General features: G+C 71.8%; 17 protein-coding genes and 3 pseudogenes. 6 read left to right on the forward strand and 14 right to left on the reverse strand.

Annotated elements, in window-relative coordinates; translation table 11 throughout:
• Window positions 1-75 precede the first annotated feature (75 nt).
• The gene (locus RLT59_RS36480; RefSeq protein WP_311307350.1) at window positions 76-1236 is read left to right on the forward strand and encodes a glycosyltransferase; all 1161 of its coding nucleotides are present in this window, start codon (window positions 76-78) and stop codon (window positions 1234-1236) included.
• 1 nt (window position 1237) lies between these two features.
• Here the strand turns inward: RLT59_RS36480 and RLT59_RS36485 are convergent, their stop codons facing one another.
• Genes RLT59_RS36485 through gmd form a run of 5 tightly spaced genes read right to left on the reverse strand, consistent with a single transcriptional unit; the run spans window position 1238 to window position 6438 of the window.
• Window positions 1238-2065 carry a glycosyltransferase family 2 protein gene (locus RLT59_RS36485; RefSeq protein ID WP_311307351.1) on the reverse strand — a complete coding sequence of 276 codons (828 nt, stop codon included), beginning with the start codon at window positions 2063-2065 and terminating at the stop codon, window positions 1238-1240.
• Window positions 2062-2760 carry an Rv1352/Rv1906c domain-containing protein gene (locus tag RLT59_RS36490; RefSeq protein ID WP_311307352.1) on the reverse strand — a complete coding sequence of 233 codons (699 nt, stop codon included), beginning with the start codon at window positions 2758-2760 and terminating at the stop codon, window positions 2062-2064. The genes RLT59_RS36485 and RLT59_RS36490 overlap by 4 nt, the downstream gene beginning before the upstream one ends.
• Entirely contained in the window at window positions 2757-5009 is a 2253-nt protein-coding gene (locus tag RLT59_RS36495) for a LamG-like jellyroll fold domain-containing protein (protein ID WP_311307353.1), read from the reverse strand. The genes RLT59_RS36490 and RLT59_RS36495 overlap by 4 nt, the downstream gene beginning before the upstream one ends.
• Window positions 5009-5428, reverse strand: a complete 420-nt coding sequence (locus tag RLT59_RS36500) for a hypothetical protein (protein ID WP_311307354.1) — start codon at window positions 5426-5428, stop codon at window positions 5009-5011. The genes RLT59_RS36495 and RLT59_RS36500 overlap by 1 nt, the downstream gene beginning before the upstream one ends.
• Entirely contained in the window at window positions 5425-6438 is a 1014-nt protein-coding gene (gene gmd, locus RLT59_RS36505) for a GDP-mannose 4,6-dehydratase (protein WP_311307355.1), read from the reverse strand. Before gmd ends, RLT59_RS36500 begins: the two co-directional genes overlap by 4 nt.
• A gap of 112 nt (window positions 6439-6550) precedes the next feature.
• Here gmd and RLT59_RS36510 point away from each other — a divergent pair, with 112 nt between their 5' ends.
• The gene (locus tag RLT59_RS36510; RefSeq protein WP_311307356.1) at window positions 6551-7534 is read left to right on the forward strand and encodes a GDP-L-fucose synthase family protein; all 984 of its coding nucleotides are present in this window, start codon (window positions 6551-6553) and stop codon (window positions 7532-7534) included.
• 90 nt (window positions 7535-7624) lie between these two features.
• Here RLT59_RS36510 and RLT59_RS36515 read toward each other — a convergent pair whose 3' ends face one another.
• On the reverse strand, window positions 7625-9139 hold the full coding sequence (locus RLT59_RS36515) for a sugar transferase (RefSeq protein ID WP_311307357.1): 1515 nt from the start codon (window positions 9137-9139) through the stop codon (window positions 7625-7627).
• A 406-nt stretch (window positions 9140-9545) separates the two neighbouring features.
• On the opposite strand from RLT59_RS36515, the gene RLT59_RS36520 reads away from it, so the two are divergent.
• Entirely contained in the window at window positions 9546-10805 is a 1260-nt protein-coding gene (locus RLT59_RS36520; RefSeq protein WP_311307358.1) for an FAD-binding protein, read from the forward strand.
• 18 nt (window positions 10806-10823) lie between these two features.
• On the opposite strand, the gene RLT59_RS36525 is transcribed toward RLT59_RS36520, so the two are convergent.
• Together RLT59_RS36525 and RLT59_RS36530 are read right to left on the reverse strand one after the other, a co-directional pair.
• Window positions 10824-11822, reverse strand: a complete 999-nt coding sequence (locus RLT59_RS36525; protein ID WP_311307359.1) for an MASE1 domain-containing protein — start codon at window positions 11820-11822, stop codon at window positions 10824-10826.
• A gap of 66 nt (window positions 11823-11888) precedes the next feature.
• Window positions 11889-12722 carry a PP2C family protein-serine/threonine phosphatase gene (locus RLT59_RS36530; protein ID WP_311307360.1) on the reverse strand — a complete coding sequence of 278 codons (834 nt, stop codon included), beginning with the start codon at window positions 12720-12722 and terminating at the stop codon, window positions 11889-11891.
• 268 nt (window positions 12723-12990) lie between these two features.
• On the opposite strand from RLT59_RS36530, the gene RLT59_RS36535 reads away from it, so the two are divergent.
• From RLT59_RS36535 to RLT59_RS36545, 3 genes are all read left to right on the forward strand, one after another.
• Window positions 12991-13290, forward strand: coding sequence for a DUF1876 domain-containing protein (locus tag RLT59_RS36535; protein ID WP_311307361.1), 300 nt, complete (start codon window positions 12991-12993; stop codon window positions 13288-13290).
• Between the two features lie 105 nt (window positions 13291-13395).
• Window positions 13396-14031: a DUF6629 family protein gene (locus RLT59_RS36540; RefSeq protein ID WP_311307362.1), complete on the forward strand. Its 636-nt coding sequence runs from the start codon at window positions 13396-13398 to the stop codon at window positions 14029-14031.
• 397 nt (window positions 14032-14428) lie between these two features.
• Window positions 14429-14869 carry a lamin tail domain-containing protein gene (locus RLT59_RS36545; protein WP_311307363.1) on the forward strand — a complete coding sequence of 147 codons (441 nt, stop codon included), beginning with the start codon at window positions 14429-14431 and terminating at the stop codon, window positions 14867-14869.
• A gap of 270 nt (window positions 14870-15139) precedes the next feature.
• On the opposite strand, the pseudogene RLT59_RS39535 reads toward RLT59_RS36545, so the two are convergent.
• The 6 genes and pseudogenes from RLT59_RS39535 to RLT59_RS36570 form a co-directional block, all read right to left on the reverse strand.
• Window positions 15140-15298, reverse strand: a pseudogene (locus RLT59_RS39535) (protein phosphatase); the annotation flags it as partial.
• A 265-nt stretch (window positions 15299-15563) separates the two neighbouring features.
• Window positions 15564-16565: pseudogene (locus RLT59_RS39540) on the reverse strand (PP2C family protein-serine/threonine phosphatase); the annotation flags it as partial.
• A gap of 124 nt (window positions 16566-16689) precedes the next feature.
• A pseudogene (locus RLT59_RS36555) lies at window positions 16690-17043 on the reverse strand (PAS domain-containing protein); the annotation flags it as partial.
• A gap of 122 nt (window positions 17044-17165) precedes the next feature.
• Window positions 17166-18806 (reverse strand): phosphoglucomutase (alpha-D-glucose-1,6-bisphosphate-dependent), encoded by a 1641-nt coding sequence (gene pgm, locus RLT59_RS36560; protein ID WP_311307365.1) that lies wholly within the window; start codon window positions 18804-18806, stop codon window positions 17166-17168.
• Between the two features lie 52 nt (window positions 18807-18858).
• On the reverse strand, window positions 18859-19590 hold the full coding sequence (locus RLT59_RS36565) for a 4'-phosphopantetheinyl transferase family protein (protein WP_311307366.1): 732 nt from the start codon (window positions 19588-19590) through the stop codon (window positions 18859-18861).
• Between the two features lie 94 nt (window positions 19591-19684).
• Window positions 19685-20239, reverse strand: a complete 555-nt coding sequence (locus RLT59_RS36570) for a cysteine hydrolase family protein (RefSeq protein ID WP_311307367.1) — start codon at window positions 20237-20239, stop codon at window positions 19685-19687.
• Window positions 20240-20254 lie beyond the last annotated feature (15 nt).

Consider the following 20254-nt stretch of genomic DNA (forward strand, 5'->3'; position numbering starts at 1 on the left):
CTCTAACGAATCAACCCACTTGGGGTGATGTGATGACTAGTCTGTGCACAGCTGCCGAGGTCGAGGGGAACCCTGGTGAAGATTCTGCACGTCGTCACACTGCACACCCCGGACCACGCCTTCGGCGGTCCGACCCGGGTGGCCCTGAATCTCTCCCGGGTCCAGCGCGCCGCGGGGGACGACGCCCGGATCATGGCGCTCGGCGACGGCTTCGAGGGGCTGCTGCCGTCCCTCGTGGAGGGGGTGCCCGCCCACCTCTACCAGGCCCGCCACCTGCTGCCCCGGTTCGAGGTCAGCGGCATCACCTCTGGACCGCTGCTGCTGGCCGCGCGCCGGATGATGCGCGGCGCCGACATCGTCCACGTGCACCTGATGCGCGATCTGGTGACGCTGCCCGCCGCCCTGCTCGCACTGGCGTCGGGGACCCCGCTGGTCGTCCAGACACACGGCATGGTGGACCCGACGGAGAACCGCGTCGCGCGGCTGACCGACCTGCTAGGCGTACGCAGGGTGCTGCGCGGGGCGGACGCGGTGCTGCACCTCACAGAGGCCGAGCGCGTCGATGTGAACGCCGTCGCGGCGCCGGTACCGCTCCGCCGGACCGTGCGCCTGGTCAACGGCGTACGGCCGCAGGAGCGCAAGCCCGCCCGTGACCCGGCGCGGCCGCCGACGGTGCTCTTCCTCGCCCGGATACAGGAGCGCAAGCGCCCGCAGGACTTCGTCGCCGCGATGCCCGCCGTGCTGGCCGAGCACCCGGACGCCAGGTTCGTGCTGGCCGGACCGGACACCGGGGCCCTGCCCGGCACCCTCCGGCTGGCCCGCGAGCTGGGCGTGCTCGGCTCACTCGACCACGTGGGACCGCTCGGCCACGAAGAGGTGCTGGCGGCGGGGCGGCAGGCCGATGTGTACGTCCTCCCGTCGATCGAGGAACCCCTCGGCGTCTCGGTCCTGGAGGCGATGTCCGTCGGCACCCCCGTGGTCATCACCCGCACCTGCGGCCTCGGGCCCGATGTCGCACGGGCCGGTGCGGGCCGGGTGATCGACAGCCGGGTGGGCGAGGACGGGGCCAACGCGCACAAGGTCGCGCGGGCGGTCCTGGAACTGCTGGAGCCGAAGGCCAACGCCGAGGCGGGACAGGCGGCTTGGGAGCTGGTCGGGAAGGACTTCACCATCGACGCCGTGACCCGGACGCTCCGGCGGACCTACGAGGACGTGGTCCGCCGGAAGCGCCGGTGACTCAAGGAGTGGGCGCCTCACGCGACTTAAGGGCGATCTGCCACCGGTAGAAGCTCATCGCCAGGGCGAAGTCCAGGCCCGCCCGGCCGTCCAGGAAGCCCCGCCGGTACACGTACATGTACGCGAACGACACCAGCGGCTTGAACGGCGCCTTGTGGAACAGCTGCCCCTGGCGGGACTTGGCCCTGCGCACCTGTTCCTTGACCTCGGGATGGTGCTCCAGCCACGCCTCCCAGTCCGAGTACCGGTTGTGCCGTTCGAACCAGGCGGTCACCGGGTCGAGATCCTGGTGCTCGATCGGGTTGCGGAGGGTACCGGCGCTCTCAGCGACCGGCTGGTAGTGGCCCTCGACCTCACCGATGCCGGGTGCGTCGAGATCCCCGATCTCCGGGTACCGGCTGCGGGTGCGGTCGGTCAGCGACCGCTTGCGGATGGTGTAGCCGTGCCGCAGCCGCTTCCCGGAGAACCAGTACCCCAGCGGAATGTCGTACGCCGCGGGCTTCGGCGCCTCCGGGTCCGCGAAGATCTGCCGCAGTTCGGCCAGCAGACCGGGGCTCAGCCGCTCGTCACCGTCGAGCAGCAGGATCCAGTCCAGGTCGGTGCGGACATGGTCCAGGCACCACTGCTTCTTCCGGGGATGCCCGCCGTCCCAGGTGTACATGACGACCTCGGCCCCGCACTCCGCGGCGATCTTCGCCGTGTCGTCCGTGCTGTGCGAGTCGACCACGACGACCGCCTCGAAGTGGCCGAGGACCGACTTCACCGCCTCCGCGATGTTGAGCCCCTCGTTCTTCGTGGGGATGGCCACGGCTATCGGCAGCCTGTTCATCCGTTGCCTCCTTCGGGCAGCCAGGCGTAGCAGCCTGTGGAGGTGAAGGCGGTGGCCCCCGCCGGGATCGTGATGCGGCTGGCCTTCCCGTCGTCGGACGAGCCCGACGCCACAACCTTGCCGTTCGCCCCGGTGATCTCCCAGCCGCAGTTCTTCGTGGGCGCGACATCGCGGTAACGGCCGGGCCGCAGCCGCGCACCCTCGTAACGTCCGTCGGGGTAGGCCCGCGAGGCCTGTGCCACCAGCTCCTTGTGCTGGGTGCACAGCTGCCCGGCCGCGGGCTCGGCATCGGCGATCTCGCCCGTGGCCACGGCGCCGATCGCGATGTCCCGGTCGACCTTGACCAGATAGGTCAGCCGGTCGCAGGTCGCCTGTCCGGTCTGGAGTACCGCCGCCGGGTCCATGCCCTTGGGCACCCGGTCGACCAGGTACTTCTTCTGCTTCTTGGTGAACGTGCCGGTGGCCGGGGTGAGTTCGTCGGTCGGGGTCTTGGGCGGCTCACTGGAGTGCGAGGCCCGCGGACCGGCCGGATCGGAACCGGACGGCTCCGCGGGCGCGCCGGCCACCGGCCCCGCGGAGGCCGAGGGCCCGGAGCCGGCCGTCTTCTCCCCGCCCCCACCGGAGGAGGAGCCGCAGGCGGCCAGCGCCGCCGCCGCGATCACGGCGGCGGCGCCGGCCAGGAACGGATGTCTCATCCACCTGTCCTCAGGGCGTAGTGGGCGCTGACCTGGGCTGCGGTCAGCGCGGTCGGGTACACGGCGGTCTCGTCGATCTGTCCCGCGAAGAAGTTGCTCGTCGGACGGTTCGGCCAGGTCGCCAGATTGTCCCCGCCCACCCGCCAGTAGCCGTTGTAGGTCTCGTTCCTGGTGTACGACGCGTTCGAGGCACGAAGCTTTCCGTCCACGTACAGGGCCATTCCGCCCGAACCCTGGGTGGCGACCACATGGTGCCAGGCGCCGTCGTTATAGGCCCCGGTCGTGCTGACGGTCTGCCCGCCGGTGTTGTGGGTGCCGAAGGTGAGGCGCCCGTTGTTGCGCATGTACACATGCTTGTCGTACTTGCCGCTGAGCTCCATGGTGTTGGTGCCGAAGCCGATGATCTTCCCTCCCCGGGTCGTCGTCGTCTTGATCCAGGTCTCCACCGAGAACTTCGAGGTCTGGTTGTGGGCCCGGTTGCTGTACGCGTACTGGGTGGACCCGTTGAACCCGATCGCGGTCGAGGGGCCGGACACGGCCGCCGGGGTCTGCCGGTAGGAGGGCGAGTTGCGCAGGAAGCCGTTGTCCTTGCCCGTGCTGGTATCGGCGGCGAAGGTGGACGTGCCCTCGTCGTAGCGCCAGTACAGGCTCGCTCCGTCGGACAGCACCCTGGCCGGATAGCTCGCGGCCTTCGCCGCCACGGTCGCGGTCACCGCGGGCGACTTGGCACTGGTGTTGGTGCCGTCGCTCGCACTGATCCGGTAGGTGTGCGTCTCGCCCGGTGCGACAGCGGTGTCGGTCCACCGCAGCTGCGGCCGGTCCCAGAACACCGAGTAGCCAGTCGTGGTGTGGACGGGAGTGCTCGCGCCGTCCTTGTAGATCCGGTAGGTCAGCTCACCGTCGTCCGTGTCGAAGCTCGTCTGCCAGTTCACGTTCACCTTGCCCGCCGCGACCGTGGAGACGCTGACGTTGGGCACCCAGGGCGCCCCCGTGTCGGGCCCGTCGGCGAATCGGGTCAGCCCCTGCTGGGGTGAGCTGTTGACGGTCGTGAACTCGCCGCCCACCCAGAGGTAGTGGTGGCCGCCCTTGTCGGCCTGGGCCATCGCCCGGGGGCCGACCGGTTCCCCGATGCCGTCGTTGGTGTCCGGGAACCACGGCAGCAGTTTGGGATCGTCCACGGACTGGGCCAGCAGATGCTTGCGCGGCTGCTCGGGGAACTCGCCCATCGACGAGCAGTCGTGTGCGTGACTGCCGCTGTAGAGCACCCCCTTGTGCACCAGGATGGCCTGGGTGGCACCGAGGCAGGTGTCGCGCCAGACCTGCTGGAAGGTGGTCAGGTCCACCGCGATCCGGCCGTCGAAGACACCGCCCCCGGTGCCCTCGTTGGCGGTGTAGAACTTGGTGGCGTCCGCGGTGAGGTCCTGCACCGTCGAGGTGTTCGGGATGAAGCCCGGATAGCTCTTGTCCAGGGCGCCCGTCGTCGCGTTCACCACCGCGAGCGCGTGCGACGTGGTGCCGTTGACGGTGAAGAAGTCGCCGCCGATCACGACGTGCTGACCGTCGGGAGTGACCTGGACGGCCCGGCCGACCTCATCCGTGTTGGCCTTCCACGGCTTCAGTGCCGCGCCCGTGGTGACCGCGGCGAACTTGTTCCGGGTCTGCCCCGCGACACTGTTGAAGTCACCGCCGAGATACACCGTGTCGTCGGTGACAGCCAGCGCCCGTACCGTCGCGGAGACGGCGAGCTTGAAGTTCGTACGCGGAGTGCAGCTTGCCGTGTCGATGGCCGCGATGTTGCTCACCCCGACGCCGTTCACCGAGGCGAACTGGCCCCCGGCGTACAGGGTCTTGCCGTCGGGGGAGAGGGTCAGGGCCCGCACGGTCGCGGTGCCGGAGGACTGCGTGAACGACAGTTCGCAACCGGTCGGCGCACCGGTCGCGGCGTCGAACGCGGCGAAGTTCACCGCCGGCTGCTCCGACGTCCCGGCCGGTGCGTCCGGCGGCCGTACCGTGGAGAACGTGCCGCCCGCGTAGACGAGTCCGTCGTCCGTCGCGGCCATCGACCAGACGATTCCGTTGGTCTGCCAGGTGGAGAGGTCGTCCGCGGTGAGCGAGACCGGAGGGGTGAGCGCCGTTGCCGGAGAGCCCCCGGCAGCGGCGCCCAGGGCCCCGGCGAGCAGGCAGAGCGCGGCGGCCGCGGCCCGTACCCGGCCGTGGCCACGGGATCTGCGCCCCGTACTTTCGTTCATCATTCAGCTCCGAAGGTGAGAACGAGCTGCGGCCGGTGGGCCGCGGTTGCGACGTCGCCCGACCAGACGCGGAGCGAATCCGCTCCGTCGCTGGTGAGGGTGGACGAGTAGGCGGAGCCCAGGGCCGGCGCGTCCAGCTCCACCGAGTTGCTGGTGGAGACGGCGGTCGCGCCGGAGACGGTGCCCGGCACTGGCGACGGCCGGGAGTTGTAGGTGACCGCCGATTCCGTCCACGCGCCGGTGACCGGCACGAGACGGTGGCTGTCGGCCGAGCCCGCGGTGGGGTCCGGCGAGGTGTTCGCGGCGACGCTGCTGACCGCCAGGACGGTATCGCTCACGGTGAGCACCCCGGCGGTGAGCGCGAGGACGGCGGCGAAGACCCCGCCCCGGGTGGGCCCCGGGCGCCCGGGGCCGCTCACCGGTCCACCCGCACCGCGGCCCCGGTGAGCTGGTCGGCCAGCTGCCTGACATCCGCGTCGACCATGATCCGGGCCAGCTCCCGCGACTTGACGGCCGGCTTCCAGCCGAGCAGCTCCGCCGCCTTCGACGCGTCCCCGATCAGCGCGTCGACCTCGCTGGGGCGCTCGTACTTCGCGTCGTAGCGGACGTGCTCGCGCCAGTCCAGGCCGGCGTGCTCGAAGGCGTACTCCAGGAACTGCCGCACGCTGACCCCCTCGCCGGTGGCCACCACGTAGTCGTCCGGGGCGTCGCACTGGAGCATCCGCCACATGGCGTCCACGTACTCGGGGGCGTAACCCCAGTCGCGGACCGCGTCCAGGTTCCCCAGGTGCAGCCGCGTCTGGAGACCCGCCTTGATCCGGGCCACCCCGCGAGTGATCTTCCGGGTCACGAAGGTCTCGCCGCGACGCGGGGACTCGTGGTTGAAGAGGATCCCGTTGACCGCGAACATTCCATATGCCTCACGGTAGTTGACCGTGGACCAGTACGAGTAGACCTTCGCGACGCTGTACGGGCTGCGCGGGTGGAACGGCGTCCGCTCGTGCTGCGGCGGCGGGCTGGCGCCGAACATCTCGGAGGAGGACGCCTGGTAGACCCGGGTGTCGATGCCGCTGGCGCGCACCGCTTCCAGGAGGCGGGTGGTGCCGAGCCCGGTGATGTCCCCCGTGTACAGCGGCGCGTCGAAGGAGACCCGGACGTGCGACTGCGCGCCGAGGTTGTAGACCTCGTCGGGCCGGATGTCGCGCAGCAGGTTCACCAGGGCGACCCCGTCCGCGAGATCGGCGTGATGCAGGACGAACGAGCGGTCCGCCTCCTCCGGGCCCTGGTAGATGTGGTCGATCCGCTCGGTGTTGAAGCTCGACGAACGGCGGATGAGTCCATGGACCGTGTATCCCTTGTGGAGCAGCAGCTCGGACAGGTACGAACCGTCCTGTCCGGTCACGCCGGTGATGAGCGCGGTCTTCGCCACGTCTCCCCCTTCTGTGGTCGCCCGAGAGGCTGTTGACCGTCGAAATTTCAGAGTTTGAGCGATCTGCGGTAAAACGTCACCGCGTCATGGAGCTGCTGGCACAATCCGAGCCATGACGACTGATCTCCCCGGCCCTTCCCAGGAATCCGTCCCGTCCCTGCTACGGCCCGGCGCCCGGGTGTTCGTCGCCGGCCACCGAGGTCTGGTGGGCTCCGCGGTGGTGCGCCGCCTCACCGCCGAAGGCCACGAGGTGGTCACTCGCGGCCGCGACCGCCTGGACCTGCGCGACGCCGGGCGCACCGCGGCCTTTCTGCGTGACGCCCGGCCGGACGCCGTGGTGCTGGCCGCCGCCAAGGTCGGCGGGATCATGGCCAACAGCACCTACCCGGTGCAATTCCTGGAGGAGAATCTGCGGATTCAGCTGAGCGTGATCTCCGGGGCGCACGCGGCGGGCGTCGAGCGGCTGCTCTTCCTGGGCTCCTCCTGCATCTACCCCAAGCGCGCTCCGCAGCCCATCCCCGAGAGCGCCCTGCTGACCGGCCCGCTGGAGCCGACCAACGAGGCGTACGCGCTCGCGAAGATCGCCGGGATCGTGCAGACCCAGTCCTACCGCCGGCAGTACGGCGCCTCCTACATCAGCGCCATGCCCACCAATCTCTACGGGCCCGGCGACAACTTCGACCTGGAGACCTCGCACGTCCTGCCCGCGCTGATCCGCCGCTTCCACGAGGCAGGGCGTGGCGGGGCTCCGGCCGTCACGCTCTGGGGCTCCGGCAGCCCCCGGCGGGAATTCCTGCACGTCGACGACCTGGCCGCCGCCTGCGTGCTGCTGCTGGAACGCTACGACGGCGAGGAGCCCGTCAACGTCGGTTCCGGCGGAGATCTGACGATCCGTGAACTCGCCTCGACAGTAGCTGATGTGACGTCCTATCAGGGCCGAATCGAATGGGACGGCGGCAAGCCGGACGGCACCCCGCGCAAGCTGCTGGACGTGTCCCGGCTGGCCTCCCTCGGGTTCGCGCCACGGATCGCGTTGCGTGACGGAATCGCCGCGACCTACGCCTGGTGGCTCCAGGAGCAGGGCGCCCAGGTCTGAGCGGCGGTCCGCCCGGCCGGCCGGCTGGGCGGACACCGTCACGCCGCCGCCCGCCCGGCCCCCTCCCGCTTCCCGCATCCGCCGCCGCACTCAGTACGCCCCGCGGCCGTCGGTGACGGCGCGCAGCGTGCGGGCCATCAGCCCCATGTCCGTGGCCACCGACCAGTTGTCCACGTACCAGAGGTCGAGCGAGACGGTCTCCTGCCAGGACAGGTCGGAGCGCCCGCTGACCTGCCACAGGCCGGTCAGCCCCGGTTTGACCGAGAGCCGTCTCAGCTCGCGCTCGTCGTAGCGGGACACCTCGTCCGGCAGCGGCGGGCGCGGACCGACCAGGGACATGTCACCTCGAAGGACGTTGAGGAGCTGGGGCAGCTCGTCCAGGGACGAGCGGCGCAGCAGCCGGCCCACCCGGGTGACGCGGGGGTCGCGGCGCATCTTGAACATCGGGCCGTCGGTCTCGTTGCACGTGGCCAGCCGCTCGCGGTGCTGCTCGGCGTCGGCCACCATCGTGCGGAACTTCCACATGGTGAACGGCCGGTTGTGCTGCCCGTGGCGGATCTGCCGGTGGAAGACCGGCCCGCCGGAGGTGAACCTCACCGCCGCCGCGACCAGCAGCAGCAGCGGGGCCAGGGCGAGCAGGCCGAGGACGGCGCCGCTCCGGTCCACCGCGGCCTTGAGCGCGGCCTGCGGTCCCCGTCGCAGCGGAGGCACGATGTGCAGCAGGGTCAGCCCGGCCGCCGAAGCGGGGCGGACCCGGCCCGCCGCGATCTCCGAGAGGTGCGAGAGCACGGACAGCTCCAGCCCGCCGTCGTGGAGCCCCCAGGACAACCGCCTTAATCGCTCCTCCGTGAGCTCCGGCCCCGGTATCACCAGCGCCAGATCCGCCTCGTACGCGAAGGCCGCGCCCAGTACCGTCGAGGCGTCGTCATCGGCCGGCGCGGGCGCGAGCCGGCCAGGCACCGGAGAGTCGCAGCCCAGCGCGGCCGTCCCCACCGGCACGGCGGCCACCACGACGTAACCGTGGTCCGCGCGGGAGTCGAGCAGCCGCACCGCCCGGTCCACCCCCGCGGCCGCCCCGACCACCAGCACCCGGCGGGCCGTCCGCCGCTTCCCCCGCGCGGGCAGCCGGCGGACGCCGGACACGGCCGTCGTCGCCAGCAGGCCGGGAATCAGCGCCACCACCGCCGACGCCGGATCGATGGCCGGGTCGGTGACGGTCCAGAGCACCGCCAGCACACCGATGAGCAGCAGCCAGTCCCCGGACGCGGTCAGCGCCCCCGGAGGCCGGCCGGGCGCCCGGAGCGAGTACCGGCCGCGCGCCGCCCGTACGCACGACCAGGCCAGCGCCGCCGCGACCGCACCGGCCAGGGCCCGGGGCTCGCCGTCGGTGCGCAGCACGAGCCAGCCGGGAACGCCGAGGCCCAGCAGGTCGAAGCAGACGACCAGCGGCAGATACCGGCCAGGCCCTCTCCTCGGCCCTGGCCGGGCGGAACGCTCGCGCTGTACGGTCGGGCCCTGCGGCAGCCGGTCGAACTCCTGGCTGCGGGGCCGGTTCGAAGCGGTCCGTGGTAATGGCGCCCCCGCCAGTCCCACGGGTCCTGACATTCCGGTTTCGGGTAGCTCGACATGCCCCATGAACCCCCCAGTCACAGTTGCATCTCCACAAACAGGGCGCATCCGTCGATCCTGGGGACTGACGGACGCGCCCTCGCTCGGTGCACGATATCCACACACGTGCCATTTCGCTGGAGTTCCAGTGAAGTTCAGACATGCGGTGTGAGCTGGAACTCGTCCCGTTCCGGGCTGGATCACAGGTTCTGTGCGGGGGTATCGCTATCGGGGACGCACCGGAATCGGGCGGTGTGCGGATATGTACTGGCGCTCCGCCAACCACCCTACGTGGCCGGTCGGTTCGGTTGTGCTGCCGCCTCGGTCGAGGGGCCCGCAGCGCCTTCTGGGAGAATGCACCGCCGGGGGACTGTGCCCGGACACGAGTGAAAGAGGACGCACGGTGACTCCCGCGGAGAAGAACTGGGCCGGCAATGTCACGTTCGGGGCGAGGCGCCTGTGCGTACCGCGCTCGGAGGCCGAGCTGCGGGAGACCGTGGCCGCTTCCACCGCGGTACGCGCACTGGGCACCCGGCACTCGTTCAACACCGTCGCCGACACCGCCGGGGACCTGGTCTCGGTGGCGGGCCTGCCGCGCGTCGTCGAGATCGACCCGGGCGCGGGAGCGGTGACGGTGAGCGCGGGGCTGCGCTTCGGTGAATTCGCCGGGGAACTGCACGAGCGCGGCTTCGCCCTGCACAACCTGGGTTCGCTCCCGCACATCTCGGTGGCCGGCGCCTGCGCGACCGGAACCCACGGCTCCGGCGCCGGGAACCGCTCGCTCGCCGGCGCCGTCCGGGCACTGGACATGGTCACGGCGGACGGCGGGACCGTCTCGCTGCGACGCGGTGACGCGGACTTCCCCGGAGCGGTGGTCGCCGTGGGCGCGCTGGGCGTGGTGACCCGCCTGACGCTGGACGTGGTCCCGGCCTTCGACGTACAGCAGTGGGTGTACGAGGACCTGCCCGAGTCCCGGCTGACCGGCGGTTTCGACGAGGTGATGTCGGCCGCGTACAGCGTCAGCGTCTTCACCGACTGGCGCCCGGGACCGGTCGGCCAGGTGTGGCTCAAGCAGCGTGTCGGGAGCGGGGGAGCGCGGCAGGCACCGGCGGAGTGGCTGGGCGCGCGGCTCGCGGACGGCCCGCGCCACCCGATCCCCGGGGCGCCGGCCGGTAACTGCACCCGGCAGCAGGGCGCGGCCGGCGCCTGGCACAGCCGGCTGCCGCACTTCCGGCTGGAATTCACCCCGAGCAACGGGGACGAGCTGCAGTCGGAGTACTTCGTGGCCCGCGAGTACGCCGCAGCCGCCTACCGGGAGCTGGGCAGGCTACGGGACCGGATCGCCCCGCTGCTCCAGATCTCCGAGATCCGCAGCGTCGCGGAAGACGAGCTGTGGCTGAGCCCGGCGTCCGGCCGGGACTCGGTGGCCTTCCACTTCACCTGGATACCGGACACCGCGGCGGTGGCGCCGGTGCTCGGGGAGATCGAGGAGGCGCTGGCCCCGTTCGGCGCCCGGCCGCACTGGGGCAAGGTGTTCACCACCGCCCCCGATGCGCTGCGCACGCTGTACGGGCGGTACGCGGACTTCGAGAAGCTGATGGCCCGCTACGACCCGCAGGGCACCTTCCGCAACGACTTCCTGGACCGGCACTTCCCGCGCTGAATACCAGCCAGGCGCGGGTCAGCGGCTCTCGCGCTCGTCCCTTGCCCTGGACGGCCAGGCGGCCGCCGAGCGGCCCGGCGCGAGATGGTCCACCACATCGGCCAGCTCCTCGCAGGCGCGCTCGATCCGGCGGCGGATGTTCTGCTGCTCCGCGACGACGGAGGCCAGCAGCAGCGAGGTCAGTGCCACGGCCCCGTTGAGCACCGTGAGGTTGATCATCACCTCCAGCGTGCTGTTTCCGTCGAACGGCCCCACCTGCTCCGTACCTGCCACCACCGCCAGGACGGACACCAGCAGCGCGCACGGCGCGCTGCCCGCCAGCTGGAACCGCAGCGCCGCCCAGATGAGGATCGGGAACACCAGATAGAGCATCGACAGCGGACCGCGGGTGGCCACGAGCGCACCGGCGACCGTGACCACCAGCAGCGCACCGGCCTCGATCCACCGGTCAGACGTCCGGGGCAGCCGCGCCTTGCGTAGCACCACGAGCACCAGCGGGGTGACCACGAGCACCCCCATGGCGTCCCCGGCCCACCATGCCACCCAGACCGTCCAGAACCCGCTGGAGGGCAGCTTTCCGTCCACCGCGAGCATGGCGCTGCCCGTGGTCGCGCTGACGGCCATCCCGGCCAGCGCGCCCAGGAAGACCAGCAGGACTCCGTCGCGCAGCCGGTCCAGCTCCGTCCGGAAGCCGACCCGGCGCAGCATCAGGCAGGCGCAGACGGGCGCGAGCGTGTTGCCCGCCACGACGGCCGCCGTCGACGGCGACACGTAACCGCTGAGGGTTGCGATAACGACCAGCGAGCCGATGGCGATCCCGGGCCAGACGCGCAGTCCCATGACGAGCAGGCAGCCTAAGGCGATACCGGTCGGCGGCCAGAGGGGTGTGACCACCGCGCCGTTGACGGTGATCTGTCTCAGCAGGCCCAGGCCGCCGGACACGTAGTACGCGGCGGCGACTGCCAGGATGCGCAGCAGTTCCACGGCCCTGCGCCGAAATTCCTCGCTACGGATCACGGTCCTCATCAGACACCGGATCCGGTCGGCGGAGGTGGCGTGACACGCACCTCCCGGATCACCGCGTCATCCGGGAGCGGCGGGAAACGCGTCGTGGCGCACGACGAGCACGGCGGCGTCGTCCTCGTGCCCGGTGCGCTCCGCCGCCCCCAGGATCGCGTCGGCCAGCTCGTCCGCGTCGTCGCCGACCCGCGAGCTCACCAGCCGCACCACGGCGTCCAGCCCCTCATCGATCGAGTAGGAGGGACCCTCGATCACCCCGTCGGTCAGCAGCACGAAGGCGCCGGGGGTCGTGAGACGCCGCGTGGTGACCGGATAGTCCTCACCGGCCTGGATCCCGAGCGGCAGCCCGCCCTCGTCCGCGGTGGTACCCGCCCGTCCGTCCACCGTGGCCCACACCGCGGCGACATGTCCCGCACGGGCGCTTTGGAGCACCCGGGTGACCGGGTCTATCCGGACGAAGGTGCAGGTGGCAAGGAGACCGGAGTCCACGGACAGCAGCAGGTCATTGGTCCGCCGCACGACTTCGCCCGGATCGACCGCGGTGACGGCCAGCGCGCGCATCGCGATCCGGATCTGGCCCATGAAGGCCGCCGCCTCGACATCGTGCCCCTGTACGTCCCCAATGGCGAACGCCAACGAACCGTCCGGGAGCCGGAAGCCGTCGTACCAGTCGCCCCCGATGTCCAGACCGCTGCGTGCGGGCGCGTATCGGGCGGCGGTCTGCAGCCCAGGCAGATCGGGCAGCGACGAGGGCAGCATCTCCCGCTGGAGCGCCTCCGCCAGCTCCACCCGCGCCTGATGCAGCTCCACCTCGCGGCGAGCCCGCGAGGTGAGCTGCTGGAGCGTGGTCAGCAGTTCCTCGGAACTGGCCGAGCGGGGAGAGTGACGCCGGTTCATGGGCCGCTCCCCAGTGCGTGTGGTGGTGAGCCGCACCACAGGGTGTGTCGTGGCGGACGATCCGGGAGGTCAACGTTTCGGATCCGGTACGGGGCCGCGCGCCGGTTGTTCCGGACGAGGCTCCGCTCATCCTATTTCGGCGCGGTGATCCGCGCAGTCCGAGGCGTCCCCGGCGGCAGGCGCGCGGGGCGCGCCGGTTGGGTGGATGCTGGGAGTGAACCCGCGTGGCGGCGTCGTACGGCGGCCGGCGCGGGCCGGGAGGTGTGCGATGAGCCGGACGATGGAGTGGACAGTCCACGTCGACCTGTCAGAACAGGACGGTGCGACCAAGGCGGAGGCGGTGCTGGACACCGGCACGGCGAGACTCACCGGTCACGGGGTCGCCCGCTGCAGCCCGCAGGACCCGGATGTGCCTACCATCGGTGACGAGCTCGCGGCGAGCCGTGCGATGCGCGACGTCGCGGCCCAGCTGATGAGCGTGGCCGACCGGGAGATCGGAGAAGCCGGCGCGGGGCACCCCGACGGGCCGGTTCCGCCGCCCTATGCCTGGTCGGACGCTACATCCTGAGCCTCACCGCGCGCGGCCGCGTCAGCTGTCGCGCCCGCCGCGGGGGCCGTAGCGTGACCGGCGAGTGGACCGGTTCACGCGAACGAGAGACCCCCGGGTGACGCCATGTGCTGGAGCGCGACCGCGGACCTTGTGGCGGGCTCCGCCATCGCGGCGGTCGGCACAGCCTGTGTCCTGCGTACCCGCCGGGCCCGGGATCTTCCGCTCGCCGCGCTCCCGCTGCTGCTGGGCGCCCATCAGATCATCGAGTCCGCGGTGTGGCGTGCGGAGGGCGGCACCGGCCCGGCGACCGTGGCCTGGGCGGTCATCGCCCTGCCGCTGCTGGCGCTCTGGGTGCCGGCGGGCGTCCTGTGCGCCGCGCCGCCGCATGCCCGGCGCCGCCTGCTGGTGCCGCTGGCGGCCGGGGCCGCGACATCCGCCGTCCTCGGGTACGGCCTCGCCGTCCGGCCGGTGACCGCCCGGATCAGGGGACACACCCTGGGCTATGTGCTCGACCTTCCGCTCCCCGTGCTGCTCGTCGCGGGCTATCTCCTGGCCACTGTCGGATCGCTGCTGTTGTCCGGCGACCGGTGGCTGACGTGGCTCGGCGGACTGGCCGCGGCCGGGGCCGCGGTCTGCGCCGCGCTGTGGCGGCTGGAGTTCGTCTCGACCTGGTGCGCGTTCGCCGCCGTGTGCTCGGTGGTCCTGCTAGGCCGGTCCGGGAGGCGCCCCGTCCCGGACGCCGCACCCGCCGGGTCGTGAACCTCGGTTCATCAGGTGTTCGGGTGAACCTCCGTGCGTGCTTTCCGGCGGTAACGGAACGGGCGTTCAGGTCCGTCCGCGCGGTGACTGTTACTGGTTTCGGTACCGGATTCAAACACCGGGTGTGGGCCCGCGACGCTGGGAGAGCAAGGAGCGTACGGCCCCGTCAACCCGGCGTCGTACGGGTAGGTGCAGCGGACAGGGATTGACAGGTACCCGGAGGGTTCGGTGGGTGGTGCCTGCAGCCGCGTGTGACGGAAATGTCTGCACTTCGTAACACGTACCGGGGCGCTGTCCACGGAACGGGCAACAGGTTCAAAGTGCGGCTTCCCGGCATGACGCCGGGGCCGGACAACGCCCGGACCGCACGGTCCTGGCCTGCACCTGAGGGGTCTTCATGTCCCGTTCCGCACGGCGGATCACCGCCGCCCTTCCTGCGGCAGCAGACGGCTACGGCCACGACCACAGCAAGCCGGCCCCGCGCTCGGCCGTCGTCCTGGGCAAGATCCAGTACGACAGCCCCGGCCGCGACAACGGATCGAACCGAAGCCTGAACGGTGAGTGGGTCACCGTCACCAACACCGGCCGAGGTTCGGTCAACCTGCGTGGCTGGACCCTCAGTGACGAGAGCCACCGCACCTACCGCTTCGATCTGCGCCTGGCGGGCCGCTCCTCGGTGCGCGTGCACACCGGTGTCGGCCGTGACAACAGCCACGACGTCTACCAGGACCTCCGCCGCTACGTCTGGGACAACAGTGACACGGCGACCCTCAAGGACGCGCGCGGCCACAAGGTCGACTCGAAGTCCTGGGGCCGCCACCACTGCGGCCGCCCCTGAACCCGGGACCGCCGCCGGCTTCCTGACCGCGGCGCACCACGGCCCACCCGGCCGCGGTGCGCCGCCCCCGTTCCTCAGCCGCCCTCCGGAGCAGGGGACTGCGGACCGGGGACCTCCTGTTCGGTCCACAGAGCCTTGCCCTCTGCGCCGTACCGGGTGCCCCAGTGCGTGGCGAGCTGGGAGACGATGAACAGGCCGCGGCCACCCTCGTCCAGGGTGCGCGCGTTGGCGCAGGTTGGGCGCCATCGGACTGGTGTCGTGGACCTCACAGGTCAGGGTGCGGTCCAGCAGCAGACGCAGATGCAGCGGCGGGGTTCCGTAGCGGACCGCGTTGATGATCAGCTCGCTCACGATGAGTTCGGTCGCCTCGATTGTCTCCTCGTCGAGGTTCCACCCTTCCAGCCGGTCCCGGACGAGTGAGCGGGCCATGACGGGTGTGGTCCGGTCGTGGGCCAGTTCCCAGGTCGCGACCCGGTCGGCCGGGACGACGCCGGTCCTGGCGAGAAGCAGCGCGGCACCGTCGGGATGGGCGCCGGCGGGCAGGTTGTGGACGACCGCGTCGCACAGCTGCCGCAGCGGGCGATCCCGGAATGGCGAGCGCTTCCCGCACCCCGGCCATGGACCGGGCGTCCGACACCAGCGAACCGGTGAGGAACGCCAGCACGCTGCCCTCGTCGAGCCGGACCGTCGCCGTGGCGACGGGGGCGCTGTCGTCGGAGAAGAGCGGCGGGCCCTCGGGGACGTCCAGGACCACCGGGCTGCCGTCGGGCCCGACGGCCACCGGCGCCGGATGCCCCGCCCGCGCCACGGCGCAGGTCCGGGCGAACGGGTCGTAGACCGCGTACATGCACGTAGATGTCAGGGCCTGGTTGTGCAGCGAGTCGCCGGGCGGCAGCGACCTGCGCTCGCGGGCCAGCCGGTCGGCCGTGTCGTTGAGCCGGGCCAGCACCTCGTCGGGCTCCAGGTCGAGGCCGGCCAGCGCGTGGATGACCGTGCGCAGCTGCCCCATGGTGATGGCCGTCTGCAGCCCGTGCCCCTCGACATTGCCGATGATCAGCGCGGTACGCGCACCCGACAGCCCGACCGTGTCGAACCAGCAGCCGCTGTTGCGCCCCGGCAGCAGGATGTGCGCGGTCTCGACGGCGACCCGGGCACGGTCGTGCGGGGGGAGCAGCCTGCGCTGGACGGTGGAGGCGATCACGTGGTCGTGCTCGTAGCGCCGGGCGTTCTCGATGCTCAGCGCGGCGTGGGCGGCTGCCGTCAGCGCGAGCGCGACGTCGTTCTCGTCGTACGGCTCGGTTCCGCGGAACCGGTAGAGGCTCACCAGGCCCAGCACGGCGCCGTGCAGCTTCAGCGGCACCACGATCAGTGAGTGTGCCCCGGACACCTCGATCATCCGCGGCTGTCCGGATCCGCGGCCAGCCACGGGGTGTCCGGGCCGAGCGGGGACAGCCGGGGCGCAGGTCCGTGACGGCGAGCGCGAACGGCGTGGGTCCGGCAGCCGCCGCATGTCCTCGGCCATGCCGTCGCCACCGGCCCCCCCGTTGCGCCGCCCGGCGCAAGGGGACTTCGCGTCCCAGCGGACCGGCCGGCGGGGGCGAGCCCCGCAGGACCTCGTCCACCACCTCGACCACGGCCAAGTCTGCGAACCTCGGTGCCAGGGCCGCGACCAGGCCCTCGCAGGTCGCCACCACATCGAGGGAGTGGCCCACCTCCGGCGCACCGCCGTCAGGCAGTCCGCGCGGGCACGGGCCTTCTCCCCGCTCGTTGATGTCGACGACCGCGGCCAGCACCCCGAGGGGCCGCCCCGTCGGGCCGTCCAGCCGGTGCAGGGTGACCCGCAGGCTGTGGGCGGGGCCGGGCGCCTGCGCCAGCCGACCCCGGATCACCTGGTCGAGCAAGGGTCTGCCGCTCTCCAGCACGCCGCGCACCAGCTGTTCGGCCCCGGCCGGATCGTCGAACCGGTAGGCCTCGGTGAAGTGCAGTCCCACGATCTGTTCGGCGTCGACCACGTCGGACAGCGGGTTGGCGCGCTCCACCCGCAGCTCCGTGTCCAGGACGTGCAGGCCTACCGCGGACTGGCTGAACAAGGCGTCCAGGAGCGCCACCGACATGACGTCACCCGTGGACGTCCCGGGGACCGTTCCACCGGCGTCCGACACGTCGACCCCCATCGGGCTCCGCCGTCCCAGCGAATCGACGGCTCTCGGACAGCCTGCGCACCTCCCGTCCGGCCCGCCACCGTGCGGGGCCGGACGGGTGAGGCGGGACCGAGGCCGTGCGGGGTGCGGTGGGGTCAGCTCTCCAGGGCGGCCGAGACGACGGCCTTGGCCTCCTCCTGGACCCGGCCGAGGTGCTCGGTGCCGAGGAAGGACTCAGCGTAGATCTTGTAGACGTCCTCCGTGCCCGAGGGCCGGGCGGCGAACCAGGCGTTCTCCGTGGTCACCTTGATGCCGCCGATCGCCTCCCCGTTGCCCGGCGCCGAGGTGAGCACGGCCGTGACCGGTTCGCCCGCGAGGGTGTCGGCGCCGACCTGCTCGGGGGAGAGCCGCGCCAGCACGGCCTTCTGCTCGCGGTCCGCCGGGGCGTCGATCCGGGCGTACGCCGGCTCGCCGAACCGGGAGACCAGAGCGGCGTAGTGCGCGGACGGCGATTCGCCCGTGACCGCGAGGATCTCGGAGGCGAGCAGCGCGAGCAGGATGCCGTCCTTGTCCGTCGTCCACACCGATCCGTCGTGGCGCAGGAACGAGGCCCCGGCCGACTCCTCGCCGCCGAATCCCAGCGATCCGTCGGCCAGACCGTCCACGAACCACTTGAATCCGACCGGCACCTCGACCAGTCGCCGGCCGAGACCGGCGGCGACCCGGTCGATCATTCCCGAGGACACCAGGGTCTTGCCGATACCCGCTTCCGCCGGCCACCGGTCCCGGTGCCGGTACAGGTAGTCGATGGCGACGGCGAGGTAGTGGTTCGGGTTCATCAGGCCCGCGTCGGGGGTGACGATGCCGTGCCGGTCCGCGTCGGCGTCGTTGCCGGTGGCGATGTCGAAGCGGTCGCGCTGCCCGATCAGCGAGGCCATCGCGTACGGGGACGAGCAGTCCATCCGGATCTTGCCGTCCCAGTCCAGCGTCATGAACCGCCAGGTGGGGTCGGTGAGCGGATTGACCACGGTCAGGTCGAGCCGGTGCTGCTCCGCGATGCGGCCCCAGTACGCGACCGACGCCCCGCCCAGCGGGTCGGCGCCGATCCGCACCCCCGCGGCGCGCACCGCGTCGAGGTCGAGCACGGACGGAAGATCCGTCACATAGCTGCCGAGGAAGTCGTACGTCCCGGTCGTGGGCGCCGCCAGCGCGCGGACGCAGGGCATCCGGCGGACGTCCTTGAGCCCGCCCGCGATGATCTCGTTGGCCCGCTCCTGGATCCAGCCGGTCGCCGCGGACCCGGCCGGACCGCCGTTCGGCGGGTTGTACTTGAACCCGCCGTCACCGGGCGGGTTGTGGGACGGCGTGACCACCACACCGTCGGCGAGACGCGAGGTACGGCCCCGGTTGTGGGCGAGTACGGCGTGCGAGACCGCGGGCGTCGGGGTGTAACCGCCGGCGGAGTCGACGAGGACGGTCACCTCGTTCGCCGCGAACACTTCGAGGGCGGTGACCCGGGCCGGCTCCGACAGCGCGTGGGTGTCGGCCCCGAGGAAGAGCGGCCCGTCCGTGCCCTGGCCGGCCCGGTACTCGCTGATCGCCTGGCTCGTCGCGGCGATGTGGTCCTCGTTGAACGCGGTGGCCGTCGACGAACCCCGGTGCCCCGAGGTGCCGAACGCCACCCGCTGGCCGGCCTCCGAGGGATCCGGGTGCAGCGTGTAGTACGCGGTCACCAGCCGGGCCACATCGGTCAGGTCCTCGGGGCGCGCCTGCTGTCCGGCTCGTGTGTGCGGCATCTGCCACTCCTCCGTATCGGTCGGTCGGTGCGATCTGCCCGCCGGGCCATCTTCACCGTTCGTCTTCGTGTGCGGGCGGGCGCCCCGCCGTGCGGACGGCGACCGCCGCCGCGTATCCGAGGGGGACCGCGACATCGGTGACGGTCCAGCCCGGGGGGCCCGGCTGCGGCACCGGGCCGGTCCCCAGGTGGTCGTGCGAGATCCCGTCGGCCAGCCCGATCCCGGTGCCCTTCAGATACGCCTCCTTGCGCGTCCAGGCGCGTACGAAGGCGGCCGGCCGCTCCTCGGCGGGCAGCGCCGCCAGCTCTTCGCGCTCCGCCGGATGCAGCTGGTCCCCGATCTCGGAGACGATGCGGTTCTCCGGGGCGCGTTCCACATCCACCCCCACCGGCTCGTCCGCGAGCGCGAGCAGCGCGACGCCCCGGGTGTGCGACAGCGAGAAGTGCACGCCGCCCTCGGTCGCGGGACGGCCGTGCGGCCCGCCGCAGGACGGACACGGCTCCCGCGTCAGCCGCACGGCCTCGGGGGCGACGCCGAGCCGCGTCCCCAGCAGCATCCGCAGAGCCACGTGCGAGGCGACGAAGCAGAAGCGGTCGGCCTCGACGGCCAGGCTCCCGGCCCGCGCGAGCTCCTGCGCGTCGAGGATGGCCGGGGCCAGCGCCTGCGCCCGTTCGCCCTCCCGCTGCGCGTCCACGATCCACAGCGCGGGAACACCGGTGCTCCGGGCGGCCGTCGGGGCCCGCCAGCCGGTCTCGGTGAATGCGAACTCGTCGGGCTGGTACACCGTTGCGTCTTCCCTCGGCCGGGCGGGCGCCGTGAGCAGTCGTCAACGGCGGGGCGGTCGCTCACATTCTATGGAGGTCCGAGCCCCGGTGCGCTCAGGAGGTCTTGAGGGCGAGAGCCCATTCCGCGACGGTGGCGGTCTCGCAGCGGCGGGCGAGGAGGTCGTTCACGAGCGTGCGGTGCAGCGCGGGATCGGGGTCGGCGCAGGCGTCGGACAGGACGGTCACCCGGTAGTCGAGGTCGGCCGCCTGAAGCGCGGTGGACAGGACGACGCCCCCCGTGGAGACGCCGGCCAGGACGAGATGACCGATGTCCTGGACCGCGAGTATCTGCTGGAGGTTGTTGCCCGCGAACGCGCTGACGCGGTTCTTGTGGACGACGGTCTCGCCCTCGGCCGGGGCGGCGTCCGGGTGGATCGCGGCGCCCGGGTCGTCGGCGGTGAAGAGGTGGGCGGCAAGCGATCCGAAGGTCTTGTTGCGGGGATGGGCGTCGGCATGGCCGGGGCGCAGCCGCAGCGTCACGTGGATGACGGGGATTCCCGCGGCGCGGGCCGTGGTGAGAGCGCGCACGGCGTGGGGCAGGTAGTCGGCGGGCATGTGGCCGAGGTGGCCGAGCTGGAGATCCATCGAGAGCAGCGCGGTACGGGACATGGTGCGGGCCTTTCG

The organism is Streptomyces sp. ITFR-6 (assembly GCF_031844725.1).
Lineage (GTDB): Bacteria > Actinomycetota > Actinomycetes > Streptomycetales > Streptomycetaceae > Streptomyces.

Coding starts and splice junctions, on each gene's coding strand:
- RLT59_RS36485 (WP_311307351.1), bottom strand. CDS start 2,065: ATGAACAGGCTGCCGATAGCCGTGGCCATCCCCACGAAGAACGAGGGG.
- RLT59_RS36490 (WP_311307352.1), bottom strand. CDS start 2,760: ATGAGACATCCGTTCCTGGCCGGCGCCGCCGCCGTGATCGCGGCGGCG.
- RLT59_RS36495 (WP_311307353.1), bottom strand. CDS start 5,009: ATGAACGAAAGTACGGGGCGCAGATCCCGTGGCCACGGCCGGGTACGG.
- RLT59_RS36510 (WP_311307356.1), top strand. CDS start 6,551: ATGACGACTGATCTCCCCGGCCCTTCCCAGGAATCCGTCCCGTCCCTG.
- RLT59_RS36515 (WP_311307357.1), bottom strand. CDS start 9,139: ATGTCAGGACCCGTGGGACTGGCGGGGGCGCCATTACCACGGACCGCT.
- RLT59_RS36530 (WP_311307360.1), bottom strand. CDS start 12,722: ATGAACCGGCGTCACTCTCCCCGCTCGGCCAGTTCCGAGGAACTGCTG.
- RLT59_RS36535 (WP_311307361.1), top strand. CDS start 12,991: ATGAGCCGGACGATGGAGTGGACAGTCCACGTCGACCTGTCAGAACAG.
- RLT59_RS36540 (WP_311307362.1), top strand. CDS start 13,396: ATGTGCTGGAGCGCGACCGCGGACCTTGTGGCGGGCTCCGCCATCGCG.
- RLT59_RS36545 (WP_311307363.1), top strand. CDS start 14,429: ATGTCCCGTTCCGCACGGCGGATCACCGCCGCCCTTCCTGCGGCAGCA.
- pgm (WP_311307365.1), bottom strand. CDS start 18,806: ATGCCGCACACACGAGCCGGACAGCAGGCGCGCCCCGAGGACCTGACC.
- RLT59_RS36570 (WP_311307367.1), bottom strand. CDS start 20,239: ATGTCCCGTACCGCGCTGCTCTCGATGGATCTCCAGCTCGGCCACCTC.